Annotated in this window: 10 protein-coding genes; 9 read left to right on the top strand and 1 reads right to left on the bottom strand. The window is 59.9% G+C overall.

From position 1 onward, the window contains the following. Positions 1-34 precede the first annotated feature (34 nt). The 6 genes from OZY47_RS07200 (at position 35) to OZY47_RS07175 (ending at position 10,013) form a co-directional block, all read left to right on the top strand. A complete protein-coding gene (locus OZY47_RS07200) occupies positions 35-1,339 on the top strand; it encodes an oligosaccharide MFS transporter (RefSeq protein WP_277177659.1) in 1,305 nt (434 codons plus the stop codon). A gap of 459 nt (positions 1,340-1,798) precedes the next feature. After that, on the top strand, positions 1,799-3,058 hold the full coding sequence (locus OZY47_RS07195; protein ID WP_277177658.1) for a LacI family DNA-binding transcriptional regulator: 1,260 nt from the start codon (positions 1,799-1,801) through the stop codon (positions 3,056-3,058). 872 nt (positions 3,059-3,930) lie between these two features. After that, the gene (locus OZY47_RS07190) at positions 3,931-7,878 is read left to right on the top strand and encodes an ATP-binding cassette domain-containing protein (protein ID WP_277177657.1); all 3,948 of its coding nucleotides are present in this window, start codon (positions 3,931-3,933) and stop codon (positions 7,876-7,878) included. Between the two features lie 415 nt (positions 7,879-8,293). Next, positions 8,294-8,995: an HNH endonuclease family protein gene (locus OZY47_RS07185; protein ID WP_348519402.1), complete on the top strand. Its 702-nt coding sequence runs from the start codon at positions 8,294-8,296 to the stop codon at positions 8,993-8,995. A 46-nt stretch (positions 8,996-9,041) separates the two neighbouring features. Further along, positions 9,042-9,584 (top strand): hypothetical protein, encoded by a 543-nt coding sequence (locus OZY47_RS07180; protein WP_277177656.1) that lies wholly within the window; start codon positions 9,042-9,044, stop codon positions 9,582-9,584. Between the two features lie 36 nt (positions 9,585-9,620). Next, complete coding sequence (locus OZY47_RS07175) at positions 9,621-10,013, top strand: helix-turn-helix transcriptional regulator (RefSeq protein WP_277177655.1); 393 nt, start codon at positions 9,621-9,623, stop codon at positions 10,011-10,013. 109 nt (positions 10,014-10,122) lie between these two features. Here OZY47_RS07175 and OZY47_RS07170 read toward each other — a convergent pair whose 3' ends face one another. Further along, a complete protein-coding gene (locus OZY47_RS07170; RefSeq protein ID WP_277179211.1) occupies positions 10,123-11,838 on the bottom strand; it encodes an MDR family MFS transporter in 1,716 nt (571 codons plus the stop codon). Positions 11,839-12,363: 525 nt separating this feature from the next. Here OZY47_RS07170 and galE point away from each other — a divergent pair. From galE to rhuM, 3 genes are all read left to right on the top strand, one after another. Then, positions 12,364-13,383: a UDP-glucose 4-epimerase GalE gene (gene galE, locus OZY47_RS07165; RefSeq protein WP_277177653.1), complete on the top strand. Its 1,020-nt coding sequence runs from the start codon at positions 12,364-12,366 to the stop codon at positions 13,381-13,383. Positions 13,384-14,350: 967 nt separating this feature from the next. Further along, positions 14,351-14,584: a hypothetical protein gene (locus OZY47_RS07160; protein ID WP_277177651.1), complete on the top strand. Its 234-nt coding sequence runs from the start codon at positions 14,351-14,353 to the stop codon at positions 14,582-14,584. Between the two features lie 15 nt (positions 14,585-14,599). After that, the gene (rhuM, locus tag OZY47_RS07155; RefSeq protein WP_277177650.1) at positions 14,600-14,878 is read left to right on the top strand and encodes a RhuM family protein; all 279 of its coding nucleotides are present in this window, start codon (positions 14,600-14,602) and stop codon (positions 14,876-14,878) included. Positions 14,879-14,981: the final 103 nt, after the last annotated feature.

Here is a 14,981-nt window from a genome sequence, read left to right as displayed (position 1 = left end):
GCCCCGAAATGATACAAAACAAAGAAGTGAGATTATGAAATTACTGAAATCGTTGAAACGACCGGTGTTCTGGAACTTCGGCCTACTGAATTTCTTCTACTTTGCCGTCTGGCAGTTCTCCGGCACCTTCCTGCCGATGTGGCTCAAGAGCATCGACGTGAGCCCGACCTACATCGGCCTGCTCAACACCGTCGCCGCGCTCTCCGCGCTGGTGCTGCAGCCCATCTTCGGCCCCCTGCAGGATAAGCTCGGCCTGAAGAAGAACCTCTTCTACTTCGTGGTCTGCTGCATCCTCTTCGCCGGCCCGCTGTTCAACTGGGTGTTCCTGCCCGTCTTCAGGTTCAACGAGCTGCTCGGCGCGGTGCTCGCCGGCATGTATCTGAGCCTGTGCCTCAACGGCGGCTCCGGCGTGGTCGAGGCCTACAACGAGCGCTCCTCGCGCGCCAACGGCTTCGAGTACGGCCACGCGCGTCTCTTCGGCTCCTTGGCCGGCGCCTGCGCCTCCTTCGTCGGTGGCTACATGTGGTCCGCCAACGAGAACTCCATCTTCTGGGGCATGACCTTCTGCGGCGCCGTGCTGATCGTCCTGCTGCTGCTCGTGCGCGTGCCCAAGGACGCCCTTGAGGTCGCCGAAGGCATCGACGTCTCCAAGGAAGGCGATGCCGACAAGGCCGCCGAGCTCAAGGTGACCAAGGAGGACTTCGCCCGCAACACCTGGCGCAACCGCAGCTTCTGGGGCTTCGTGCTCCTCATCATCGGCTCCGCCACCATGTACGACGTCTTCGACCAGCAGTTCGCCAACTACTTCTCCGAGATGTTCGTCAGCCACCACATGGGCACCCTGGCCCAGGGCAACGCGATGTTCGCCAAGGTCGTCTCCGTGCAGATCCTGCTCGAGGCCTGCTTCATGCTCATCATGCCCGCGCTCATCGATAAGATCGGCGCCAAGACCGGCCTGATCATCTACGGCGGCATCCTCTTCGTGCGCGTGCTCGGCTGCGCGTTCATCACCAACGTCCCGATGCTGATCTTCTGGCGTCTGCTCGCCTCGCTCGAGATGCCGTTCATGCTCATCTCCGTGATGAAGTACATCACCCGCGTCTTCGACAAGAAGGTCTCCGCCACCGTCTACATGTACGGCTTCGGCACCGCCAAGCAGATCGGCGTCTCCATCTTCTCGCTGGTCATGGGCGCGCTCATCACCGCGCTGCAGTTCCAGAAGGCCTACATGGTCCTCGCCGCCGCCATCTTCGTGCTGGTCGCGATCGGCTCCTCGCTCATGCGTTCCGACGTCAAGGCCGTGAAGACGAACGCTGGCACCGATTCCGCCGAGGCCTGATAGCCGCAACCGATGTCGTTTGCCTTGCGAACGTTGCGAAGTTTTCGGAGTTTGCGAGGCTGGCGCATAACGAAAGACCCTGTGGAACCAAACGCCACGGGGTCTTCTCATCCCATCCGCCTGTGGGTTTTTCATCGCTGATTTGTGGTGAGCGATAGGAAACGTATAGAGGATGGGGGCTGTCGGCGTTGAGATGGGTGCGAGTTGAGCGCCGTCCGCGCTGATATATTGGAATTGGCTGGCGCGTACGCCTATGCGGGCGTTGGAATCCGTATCGTGCGAGTGCCGGTGGCGTGTTTGGTATATGGATGGATTTGCGTCTTATATATAAGCGGATATGTGCTTGATATACACAAATACGTACCATATATATGAATGGCGGATACCTTTATATATAGGTTCGTTTGATAAGCGTGGCAGGCGCGTCGCGCGGAGACCGAGAGGCTGAGAGGTTCGGGCATGGGTGGCAAGAAGATGACGATTCGCGACATCGCCAGTCGTTCCGGCGTCTCGCGCGCCACCGTCTCCCGATACCTCAACGGCGGGCACTGGGTCAGCGACGAGGCCGCCGCCAAGATTCGCAAGGTGATCGACCAGACCGGCTATGTGGCCAACAAGAACGCGCGTTCCCTGGCCACCGGCCACTCCGATTCTGTGGCGTTCCTGCTGGGGGAGCCGCAGGAGCTGCTCTTCGACGACCCCAATTTCTCCACGTTGCTGCGCTCCATCGCCGACGAGCTGGGGCGCAAGGGCATGTCGCTGATCATGATGACCACCGACAATGACGCCGAGAACGAGCGTAACCTCAAGTTTCTGCGCGGCGGCCCGGTGGACGGCGTGCTGCTGGTGGCATGGCACCGGGGCGTGCACAAGGGCCTGCTCAAGTCGTTGCGCGAGATGCGGATGCCCGTGGTCGTCGCCGAATACCCGCCCATTGACGCGAAGGCCGTCAGCTATGTGCATGTCGACGACTACCAGGGCGCGGCTCAGGCCACGCGCTACCTCGCCGAGCGTGGGGCTCGGCGCATCGGCATGCTGGCCGGGCCGGAGGGGCCTTCGGGCACGCGCGCCAGGATTCGTGGTTTCGAGGACATGCTCGAGCAGTTGGATCTTGAGCCGGAGGGCATCGAGCATGGCGGCTACAACAAAGCTAGTGGCTACGAGGCCACGTTGCGTCTGTTGGGGCAGGCGGGGCGCGTGGATGATGCAGGCGGCGCGGAGAGTGCTGAAAACGCTGATAATACTGAGAACGCGGACATCGCAGATGGCGCTGGGAGAGTTGATAACGCTGGCGACATTGGACTAACGGATAACGCCGATAACGTTGACAATGCTGGTAATGCTAATCAAACAGGCGGCGCTGATAATACAGGCGATATTAAGCGCGCAGGGAACGCAGCCAAAGTAGAGCAAACGGACAACGCGGCCAAAGCCGAAAGCCCTATCGACGGCCTGTTCGCCGCCTCCGATCTGATGGCCGCCGGCGCCTTGCAGGCCCTCCGTCAGCAAGGCCTGGCCGTGCCGGGCGACGTGCAGGTGGTCGGCTTTGACGACCAGGCCGTGGCGCGGATCTGCGAGCCGCCGCTGACCACGATCCGCCAGCCGTTCGACGGCATCGGCAAGCACATGGTCGACCAGCTCATCGACCTGATGAACGGCGGCGCTCCATCGGGCACCACCCTGCCGCTCGAACTGGTGGTGCGTGAATCCACGAAGTGACATTCGGCCACAACCAATCATCAGTTGCATTTGCGACGCCATTACGCTGATTTGCGACACATTTGCCATGATCTCGTCCACCAGGTTGCGATTGTGACGCCTTTACGTTCGTTTGCGTCACGTTCGCAATCTTGGCATGCTGATTGGTTGCATTTGTGACGCCAAAACGCCGGTTCGCGTCACATATGCAATGGATTGATTGCGTTTGTGACGGTAATCGGTTGGTTTGTGTCGCATTTGCAATGTGGGGTCCCGATGAGTTGGTTGCGTTTGTGACGCCGATGGGTTAGTTTGCGTCACATTTGCAATCTCGGGGTCCCGCCAGTCGCGTTTGTGACGGAAGTGGGCCAGTTTGCGTCGCAAACGCGACTGGGGGTCCTTATTAGTTGCATTTGTGACGCCAATATGGCGTTTTGCGTCACATTTGTAATAAGTTGGTTGCGATTGTGACGCTAATACATAAGTTTGCGTCGCGTTTGCAATAATCTCGCTCGCCAGGTTGTGATTGTAACGCCGATGGGTTGGTTTGCGTCGCGTTTGTAACCTGGTGGTTCAATTGGTTGCGTTTGTGACGCTGATACGGATGTTTGCGTCACGTTTGCAACCTGGGTGTCGAACCGGTCAGCCGACCTGGCTGCCGATTCCTTCTTCAACACCTCCTCCAACCCTCCCCAAAACTCCGATTTTCGGCGTGTCTGTGGGAGTTTCGCGCATGTGTTTTGGGTGTCGTGGCTCGTACAGTATTCTTTGAAGGCATTGTCTTACGATGGTCCGGGATGAAACAGGCTGATAACAGGTTTATGGCAGGTCGATAAGCAGGTTGGCAGAAGGTTCATGAGCAGGCTGAGGGTTTCGCTTTGAAAGGTTTTTCTATGTTCGATAAACGGCTGTTTACGTTGGTGCCGCGTGTCGGAATGTTGGTGGCCGCCAAGGTCCTGTGCCTATGGATCTCGCTGCTGGCCGACGTCGGCTTCGCGTTCATGGCCGTCGGTCTTCTGGGCAAGCTGTTCCCCGTCATCACCTCGAACGGCAAGCAGCTGGCCAAGATCCTCAACGGTTTCCAGGCCTTCCCCGACGATTATTCGGCTTTCGTCTTCGCCTTCGTGGTCATCGTCATCGTCAAATACCTCGCCAACCGCGCGGCCCATTTCTTCGGCTCGCAGGCCAGCGAGAAGGTCAAACTCTCGCTTCGTGAGCGCCTCTACGAGAAGATGCTCGACCTCGGCCCCTCCTACGCCCGCCACGTGCGCACCGCCGACGTGGTGCAGTCGATGAGCGAGGGCGTTGACCAACTGCAGAGTTTCTTCGAGCTCTTCCTGCCGCAGCTCATCTTCTCCGTGGCGGCCACCCTGACGCTTTTCGTGGTTCTGCTACCCATCAACACCTTCGCCTCGCTGGTGCTCCTGGCCTGCGTGCCGCTGCTGATCGGCGTGGTCGCGCTCGCCGCTGTCGACGCCTCCAAGGTCCTGCCGCGCTATTGGGGCGCCTACACCGACATGGGCGGCATGTTCCTCGACAACATCCAGGGCCTCGAGACCCTCAAGACCTTCGACGCCGACGGTGTGGCCGCCAAGCACATGGAGAGCAAATCCGAGGGCCTGCGCAAGATGACGATGCGGCTGCTCAAGGTGCAGCTGCGCTCGCTCTCCACCGTCGACCTGGTCGCCTACACGGGCGCCGCGGCGGGCATCGGCGTGGCGGTCTGGCAGGTTTTCTCGGGCCGTCTTGGGCTCCCCGCGGCCATGGTCATCGTGCTGCTTTCGATCACCTTCTTCACCCCGTTGCGCCGTCTGGGCTCGTACTTCTATATCGCGTTGAACGGCCTGACCTCCACCAAGCGCATCTTCTCCATCCTCGACGCCCCCGTGGCCGACGACGGGCAGATGACTCTGCCGCGCGACGCCCACGATTTCTCCATCACCTTCAACAACGTCGAGTACACCTACGAGCCGTTCGATCAGGACGGGCTTGGGGCTGATACCGCTGCGAGCGATGCCAATAATGGCAACAATGATAATGGCAGCAATGTTGGTGATGTCGCTGGAAAGTCTGGGAAATCCGACAAATCCGATACGTCCAACACTTCCATTTCCGCGAAAACCGGCGCTTCCGCCGCGACTTCCAACCGCCATGCCCTCACCTCCAAGACGGTGCGCGCGATGGACGGCGCGAGCTTCTCGGTGCGCGCCGGCCGCCTGACCGCCATCGTTGGCGCGAGCGGCTCGGGCAAATCGACCGCCGCCTCGCTGATCGCCGGCACCAACAGGGTCTACGGCGGCTCGCTACGCCTGGGCTACCGCATCTTCGACAGCGTGAGCAGCTGCGAGGTGCGAAGCCTGCGCACCCGCTCCCTGGCCGACACGGTCACCCTGGTATCGGCCCAGAATCACCTGTTCGAAGGCACCCTGCGTGAGAACCTGCTGATGGCCAAGCCCACCGCCACCGCCAACGAGATGTGGCTGGCGCTTGACGACGCCCGCATCGACGACTACGTCTACTCGCAGCCCGGCGGCCTCGACATGCGCATCGAGCAGGACGCCAGCAACCTCTCCAGCGGACAGCGCCAGCGCCTCGCCATCGCCCGTGCCCTGCTGCGCGACAGCCCTGTCTACGTCTTCGACGAGGCCACCAGCAGCGTCGACGCCGAAAGCGAACGCCTCATCGAGTCCACCATCCGCAGCCTCGCCCGCACCCACACCGTCATCATGGTCACCCACCATCTCGCCGAGGCCGCCAAGGCCGACGACATCGTGGTCTTCGACGCCGGGCATGTCGCGGAGGAGGGCACGCACGCCGAGCTTATGGCAACAAATGGCATCTACGCCGAGATGTACCGCGACCAGGAGATGATGGAGCGCATCACCCACCGCGACGGCTGGAGCCTGCACTATGGCAAGCGTGACAAGGCCAAGACCGGTGCGGCTGCCTCCGTTTCGTCCGCAACAACGAATGGCAAATCGAAATCCAACGCAGCGGCGGCCGCCCGCGTGCCAAGCGCGGATGCCGTCTCTTCGGCAACACATGGCAACGTCCGTGCCCAGCACGGCTCCGACGCGAATTCGACTTCCATCCAGGCATCTTCACCATCCAAGCCGATGGGCACGTTCCGCGTGGTGCGCCGCCTGTTGAGCGAGGTCGGCCCGCTCATGCACTGGCTGGTCGCCGCCTGCCTGCTCGGCTCCATCTCGCAGCTGGCCGGCACCTTCCTGCCTGTCTTCGGCGTCATGGCGTTCGCCGCCGGCTTCGGCCACCCCATCTGGGGCTTCAGCCTCACCGCCTCGATCGTGGCGATGGCCGTGTGCGCCCTGCTGCGCGGCCTGATGCGCTTCAGCGAGCAGTTCATGACCCGCAGCGCCTCGTTCCGCCTGCTCTCGCTCTTCCGCTCCAAAACCTTCAACGCACTGCGCAACCTGGCCCCCGGCAAGCTGCTGGGACGTGGCAAGGGTGATTTGGTCGCGCTGATCACCGAGGATGTGGAACAGCTTGAGGTCTTCTTCGCCGACACCATCGCCCCGGTGGTCGTCGCCGTCGTCACCTCGATCTGCTACGCGGTGGCGCTCTGGACGCTGGATCCGGGCTTCGCATTGCTGCTCATCATCTCGCACCTGCTTATGGGCGTGGTGCTCCCGGAGCTCTTCGCCTCGAGCGTCAGCGGCATCGGCGCACGTATCCGCGAGGAGTCCGCCGCCCTCGACGACCGCGTGCTTGACGACATGCGCGGCCTCGACGAGATCATCCGCTTTGGCCGTGGCTCGCAGCGCCTCAAGGCCGTCGTCTCCCGCAGCAAGGAGCTTTGGCTGCTGCAGAACCGCCTGAGCCGCAAGAACGGCGTCTTCTCCGGCCTGGGCGACGTGCTCATCGTCTTCTCGCTGATCGCCGCCTCGTTCGTCGCCCTCGACGTCTGCCAGCACGATCCCTCCATGGCCCTCGGCTGCCTGGCCGCGGTGGTCCTCGTGGCCAGCTCGTTCGGCCCGACCCTGGCGCTTAGCGCGCTTCCGCCGAACCTCACGCGCACGTTCGGCGCGGCCCGTCGCATCTTCGCCATTCTGGACGAGGCCCCGGCGGTGGAGGAAACCGGCATCGCCAAGCCGAAATACGACGGCATGGAGCTCAGCGACATCACCTTCACCTATCACCAGAAGCACGCCACGCCCACTGTGTCGGCCTCGGCGTTCGGCGCGGACGCGGCCTACGACGGCCTCACGGTCGGGCGCGAGCCGTTGGCCAAGCCGGTCTTCAGGAACTTCAACCTGCTCGTTCCCCGCTCGGGAATCCTCGGGTTGCAAGGGCCTTCGGGGCGCGGCAAGTCCACGATCCTCAAGCTGCTCATGCGCTACTGGGATCCGCAGGGCGGCGTGGTCGATTTCTCCGGCCAGCCGCTGCCGCAGATCGACGCGCACCATCGCCGCCACGTGCAGACCGTGATGGGCCAGGAGACCTACATGTTCAACGGCACCATCCGCGACAACCTCCTGGTCGCCAAGCCGGACGCGAGTGAGGGCGAACTGCTCAGGGCGTGCGAGCAGGCCTCGCTTAAGGAGTTTGTGGATTCGCTGCCCGACGGTCTCGACACCTGCGTGGAGGAGCTGGGCGCCCGTCTTTCGGAGGGGGAGCGGCAGCGCGTCGGCCTGGCGAGGGTATTCCTCACCGACGCCTCGCTGATCCTCTTCGATGAGCCCACCAGTCGTGTGGACGCGCTGAGCGAGGCGGTGATCCTGCGCTCGATCAACGAGCTGGCCAGCAAGCGTGACGTCGCCATCGTGCTGGTCTCGCACCGCGAATCGACCATGCGCATCGCCGACCGCGTCCTCACCGTCTAGTCCTGACCGTCTAGGCGAGGGCGGCTTGTACCGCGTCGACAAGGAATGTCCAGAAGGTACGTCCACAAGAAACGTCCGAAATCCGGATCTTGTGGACGCGTCCACGAAGAATATCTAGGAGATTCGTCCAGAAATCTCTCGTCCACAAGAAATAGCCACATGGTCCGTCCACAAGATTCGTCCACAAGGTCTTGTGTTATCTGACACACCTTCGTATACCTGCTGATACGTACATGATTCATGTGGATTCAGGGGGTGTGGTGTGGTCTTGCGGAAGCGGGCTTATGCGGGTGCCGCGGGCCGACGGTCCGCGTCGGAACCATGGCGTCGCGGGCGTTGGCATGGTCGCCGCCGAGGGCGCGCCGCGCACTTTTCGCGTCGGCGTTTCACACGCGACGGCGTTGGGCCACGGCTGCTGATCCTGCTCTTTGCCGCCGCCATCACCGGCGTGCTCTCGGGCTTGGCGTTGCCGCAAATCAGTCCTCCACTCGCGAAAATGACCGGACAATATATCTCCACTGGCCCCGTCACGCAAGTACTTGACGGCCTGCCCGTGGACGACCACCCCAGCACCAGTGGCTACGACCGCGATTCCTTCGGCTACAACACCACCGACGACGATGGCAATGGCTGCACCATCCGCGACGACGTGCTCGCCCGCGATATGAAATCGGTGAGATTCGGCGCGAGCCGGGCCTCCAGCGGTCCCTCGGCGCCCGCCTGCCAAGTGCGCGCCGGCGAGCTCGCCGACCCCTACACCGGCAAGACGATACACTTCGTGCGCGGGCCAAGAACGAGCGCCGCCGTGCAGATCGACCATGTGGTGGCCCTCGAGAACGCCTGGCAGTCCGGCGCGAGCCAATGGGATTCGGACGAGCGGATGCAATTCGGCAACGACGGCCTCAACCTGCTGGCCGTCGACGGTCCCGCCAACCAGGAGAAGGGTTCCGCCTCTGCCGCCTACTGGCTGCCTGCCAACCGCGGCTTCCAGTGCCAATACGTGGCTCGTCAGGTGGCGGTGAAGCACAAATACCAGCTGAGCGTCACCACCCAGGAGCGCGAGTCCATCTCCAAGGTCCTCCGCACCTGCCCCGCCCAGCAGCTTCCCAAACAGTGAACGCTAATTACGTTAATCAGAAATATGCAAAAGATTGGAGAAATTGATGTTGATTGAACAAAGTCGTTGCACCAATGGAATTCCTGTCAAATATCGGTGGATGGGGTCAAATCTTGAAAAGAGTTCCGAGGAAAGTGAAGAACATGCAATGGCGCGGCAATTCGCCTCAAATATGGCAAACACGCAATTACATTGGGGATATCTTAAGTTTTTGAACTTCAACAAATACCGCATTCGGACGGAAATCTATCTCGAGAAGATGTTTGAGCGAATGACATCAGGTGGCTTGCGATCTGGTAGTGAAGTTGTGCCCATAGAGTCGGCGCGGGAAAAGGGATTGCCGATGTTTGAATTTAGATGGCATCACTCTCAGCGCCTTTTAGAAGGTGTGCAAAAGGAACAGATACGTCATTATGATTTAGAACCCGTTGATATGGCGCGAGTGGTGTTTGGTGTTGGAATGCATCTTAAGGATGTACGTGAAGAGAGCGAGATTGCTATTCGGGATAGGCAAAATGAGGAGATTCAAAAAGCAATGGAAATAGCAAAGAGATTGGATAAGAGTTTGAAAAGAGATAAAACGGTGTAATATAACAAATAGTTATATTTCCGTGGGAAAGGATGGATGACGGTGTTTGATCCAGATGCATTACCGTATGATTACCAGGGTTTGGCTGGAGACTTATATCGTGAAGGTTTTGAGCTTCTCGATAAGTTGGTTGATATGCGTAAGAGTCGTGGAATGACGCAAAAAGATTTGGCTCGTGAAATGAACGTTTCCCAGGCGTATATTTCTCAAATCGAAAATGGGCAGCGGGAATTGGTCTCTTTGCTCACTGATTACGCTTTGGAAGTGGGGGCGCATCTAGAATACAAAGTTGTACCTGCAGAGCAGACCAATCCTAAAGAGAAATCCGGGAGAGGGATTAGGTCGCTTCCTAAAGACGCAAAGTCTGGCTCTCTGAAGATGGACTTGGCCTCGGCGGATGAGCCAATCGGGTTACCTATCAGTGCGTAGGCTTCCGAATCGATTCAGATAGACAGATATTTCAAAATTATTTGGAGCCTCTGCCTATCTGAATCGTCGCAAAACAAATCGTAGTGATGAGCCATCTCAAGTTGTGTAGTTACTTGTGCAAATGAATGCGGGGGACGCGCACGTGACGCAGCGTGCGGTTGGCGAGGTCGCGGGCCGAGCCGGCGCCCTGGCCGCGCACGCCGAAGGTGACCAGCAGCACCATGCCGAGAGCGATGACGGAGCTGATGATCAGCGACATCCTGATGCCGAAGATGTTGGAGAGCACGGCGGCGCGGTGGCTGGTGCCCATCGTGGCTTGGCGGACTTTGGCGAACTCCTCCATCAGGATGACCAGCACGGGAGCGCCGATGGCTCCGGAGATCTGGCGCACGGTGTTGGTGACGGCCGAGCCGGCGGAGACGCTTCCCGGCGTCAGGCAGTTGAGCGACCACGTGGTGATGGGCATCAGCACGAAGCCCATGCCGATCTGGCGGATGAACTGGCAGATCGAGACCCAGTAGATGGGAACCTCCATGCCGATGAAGCTCATCATGATGGTGCCGGTCATCAGCGTGATGGAGCCGATGAGCGCCACCGGCCTCGCGCCGAACCTATCCAGAAGCCGTCCGCCGCCGAACTGCGAGATGCACTGCCCGAGCGCGCCCGGCAGCATCACCAGACCCGAGATGGTGGCCGAATAGCCCCTGTCGTTCTGGATGAAGAGCGGGATGATGACGGTGATGGAGCTGAAGGCGAAGAAGCTCAGCGCGGCGGTGATGGTGCCGACCATGAAGTTCTTGTTCTTGAGCACGGTGAGGTCGAGCAGCGGCGGCTGCAGCTTGCGGATCTGGTCGATCTTCGAGCGCACCTTCGGGTCCTTGAAGTGCTCCTCGATTTTCGCGGCGGAATCCGGGTCGGCCCGCAGGTGCTTGATCGCGGCGCGCAGCTCGGCGACGTTCTGCGGCTTGGAGCCCTGCGGACGCTCCACGTGCTCGAGCCCGCCGATGAGCTCCTTGAGTTCGGCCTTGTAGCGCTTGGCGCCCTTCAGCTGGCGAACGACGAACCAGACGATGCCCACCAGGCCGACGGCCATAGGCAGCCAGACCACCGGCGCGGTGAAGGCGTAGCTCTCGATGTTGGTGAAGCCGAAGAGCAGCCCGCCGAAGCCGATCACCGAAAGGCACACGGAGAAGAAGTCGGCCTTCGCGTCGCCGTCCTTCTCGTTGAAGTTATGCAGGAAGAAGATGGCGAGCACCAGTGCCAGCGCGCCCACGATGGTCAGCGAGACGAAGATGGAACGCCAGCCGTTGGCGTCGGTTTGCCAACCGCCGAACGTCGGGCCGATGGCGGGGGCGACGCTCATGGCCACGCCCACGGTGCCCATCGCCACGCCGCGTTTGGCCATGGGGTAGACGGAGAAGACGATGATCTGCAGCACCGGCCACATCACGCCCGAACCAATGGCCTCGAGCGTGCGCCCGGCCAGCACCTCCACGAAGGTGTTGCCGAACCAGGCGAGCACGGAGCCCAGCGTGAAGACGCTCATCGAGGTGATGACGATCTGGCGGGTGGAGAAGCGGCGGGTGAGGTAGGCGGTGAGCGGCACCATGACGCCCTGCACGAGCTGGATGATGGAGGTGAGCCACTGGCCGGTGGTCACGTTGATGCCGAATTCGTGCACGATGGTCGGCAGTGCGGCGCTCAGCTGCAGCTGGGTGAAGTTGCCGATGAAGGTGATGAAGGTGAGGATGGCGATGGAGACGAAGGCCGCGTGCGTCAAATGTCCGTCGACGTATGACTCCTCTTTGGTCAGGACCTTCGACATGCCCTGCAATGGGCTCTGCCGCGTCTTGGAATTGCCTTGTTGCTGCACGACTCGAAACCGCTTCTTTCTTGTTCGAGGTATGGGTATTTTCTGCGTTATCTCAACATCTTCGGGCCGTCGGCGGCAACCGTCACGTCGTCATACGCGCCCTGGTCAACGTGAACAGATTACACCATCGGGCCGATAGGAAAAGGTACGTTTCACCATAGTGGAACGGGTTTACGGAGTTTGACGTTTGGGTGGGTTTCGTCGAATTTTTGGGGCCGTTTGGGGGAGTGTTTGGGACTTGTTTTGGCTCGGATTGGTCGGGCGTCTCAGATGGGTGTTTCAGGTGAGTTTGTGGATGACGAGATAAACCTTCTGTGCCTGTGCCATGTGTATCGTCGCCGATTACGCCATCAAGTCACGTCACACAGGTAGTTTTACTTCTGGGAATATAACAGCCGCTTGGTCCAGCGTTCGTCCGCTAAATGTGTGCTAATGTTAGATTTTGTTAGGTTGTGTTCGTTGTGGTAAGGAGTAGATATGACTACGGTTTTGGTCACCGGCGGTGCCGGATACATCGGCACGCACACCGATGTGGAGCTGTTGAAGAAGGGTTACGACGTCATCAGCGTCGACAATTACGTCAATTCGGTGCCAGAGGCGCTCGACCGCGTCAAGACGATCACCGGCAAGACCGTGAAGCGCTACGACGGCGACGTGCGCGACGAGGAGCTGATGAACCGCATCTTCGACGAGAACGACGTCGACTGGGTCATTCATTTCGCGGGCCTCAAGGCCGTGGGCGAGTCCGTCGCCAAGCCGATCGAGTACTACGACAACAACCTCACCGGCACCATGGTGCTCCTCAAGGCCATGCGCGACCACGACGTCAAGAAGTTCATCTTCTCCTCGTCCGCCACCGTCTACGGCGCGGCCGAGCACCTGCCGCTCACCGAGGAGAGCCCCGTCGGCGGCACCACCAACCCCTATGGCACCTCCAAGCTCTTCCAGGAGCAGATTCTGCGCGACGTGCATGTGGCCGACGACAGCTGGACCATCGTTCTGCTGCGCTACTTCAACCCGGTCGGCGCCCACGAGTCCGGCCTGCTGGGCGAGGACCCGAAGGGCATCCCCGCCAACCTCACCCCCTACATCGCCAAGGTGGCGCTCGGCGAGCTCAAGGAGGTGCAGGTCTACGGCGACGATTACCCGACCCCCGACGGCACCGGCGTGCGCGACTACATCCACGTGGTCGACCTGGCGAAGGGCCACGTCGCGGTGATCGACAAGATCAACGAGCCCGGCGTCTACACCTACAACCTCGGCACCGGCCACGGCTACTCCGTCCTCGAAGTCATCAAGGCCTACGAGAAGGCCGCCGGCCACAAGATCCCCTACGTCATCAAGCCCCGTCGCCCCGGCGACATCGCCGCCTGCTACGCGGATTCCTCCAAGGCCGAGCGCGAGCTGGGCTGGAAGGCCGAGCTGGGCATCGACGAGATGGCTGCCTCGTCGCTCAACTGGCAGACCAAGAACCCGAAGGGCTTCCGCAAGGACTGAGCCGCGCCGAGCCCGGTTTCGCTGGGGCTTCGTGCCCGGGCTTAGCCGGTTTCGCGTTTCGGTTTAGCCGGTTTCGTGCCAAGAGCCGTCACCATGTCACAAGCATGGTGGCGGCTTTTTCTGTATGTTTCGTCGGGAGAGGAGCGCCAGTGGGCCTTAGTTGCTCCGCATATGCCTGTTCCGATCGATTCCGCGGCGGAGTGCGTTGCAGGCCGAACATTGCCTCAGCAAGAAAGGGTGCCGCGCGATAGTACGAGATAGTACGAGAAATGTGCGAGATAACGCGAGATAGTACGAGATAGTGCGAGAAATGTACGAGATAGTACGAGATTCCGCGCGAATGTACGCGCAAAATACGCGTAAACGTACGCGAGATAACGCGAGATAACGCAAGAATGTACGCGGGATAACGCAAGAATGTACGCGGGATAACGCAAGAATGTACGCGGGATAACGCAAGAATGTACGCGGGATAACGCAAGAATGTACGCGGGATAACGCAAGAATGTACGCGGGATAACGCAAGAATGTACGCGGGATAACGCAAGAATGTACGCGGGATAACGCAAGAATGTACGCGGGATAACGCAAGAATGTACGCGGGATAACGCAAGAATGTACGCGAATCCGTCTCGGAAACCGACGGATTCGCGTACGCTTTTATTTAGTCCGGCGGTATCCCAGATTTCTTGAGCCGCCTTCGCGAATCACTTGGCTGACAATGAGTTCATACGGGGATGTTGTTGTGCTGGGCCGTGCCGAAGTGGCTGAAGTGGCTGTTTGACGGGGGCATCAAGCGAGTGCTTTGGTGGGTTAAACGGTCTTCTGTTTTGCGCGAATAATCAAGAAAACGCCGTCTTTTGAAGGTTTTTAGCTCGGACGGGCACCTGCTTAACCTCTGAGGCGTCCACTTAACCGATTTCGGAAAATTGTTTATGATTATAAACAATTTCCGGACGGAGGCGCTATGCATATCAGGACGATGTACGACGTCGGTATGGCGTTGAAACGGGGCCGGGAGGCCGATGGCGTCACACAGCAGCTGGCTGACAAATCCTGTGTCTCGCGCAACTGGATCGCGAAGGTGGAGACCGGCAAGGGCTCCTTCGACATGTACAAGGTGCTTCAGACCTTCGTCGCCCTCAACATGCCCCTCTCGGTCGATTTCCTCGATGAGGATGGCGAATCCCAAGGTCACTGATGAACATGGTTAGGGTTGGGCGCAGGCCTTCTTGGCGTTTTTATCCGTCTAGTCAGCGTCGTGCGGTTCCAAAACGACTGGAAACATCTGGCGAATATATATTCAGAGGGCGAACTTGAGCAAAAGGCAACTGTTTCCAAAATGGAAACAGTTCAAACCGAAGGCGGCAGAACGGTTCGCAGGGAAATCGCTTTCTACAATCTCGACGCGATCATCGCGGTCGGCTACCGTGTGAACAGCAAGCAGGCACCAAGTTCCGCCAATGGGAGGTTACCGGTCAGAAACGCAGGGTGATAAGTTCTTTGGCCGGTAACCTTCCTCCAAACCGCCATCAATGATGACGGCGGTGATTGTGGCGTGGTGGTGATTTTAGCAGTGGTGGGTTCCGCGATGGTGG

It is taken from the genome of Bifidobacterium sp. ESL0790 (assembly GCF_029395435.1).
GTDB lineage: Bacteria > Actinomycetota > Actinomycetes > Actinomycetales > Bifidobacteriaceae > Bifidobacterium.
The sequence above is the reverse complement of the archived record's forward strand: the minus strand, read 5'-3'. Positions and strand labels throughout refer to the sequence as shown.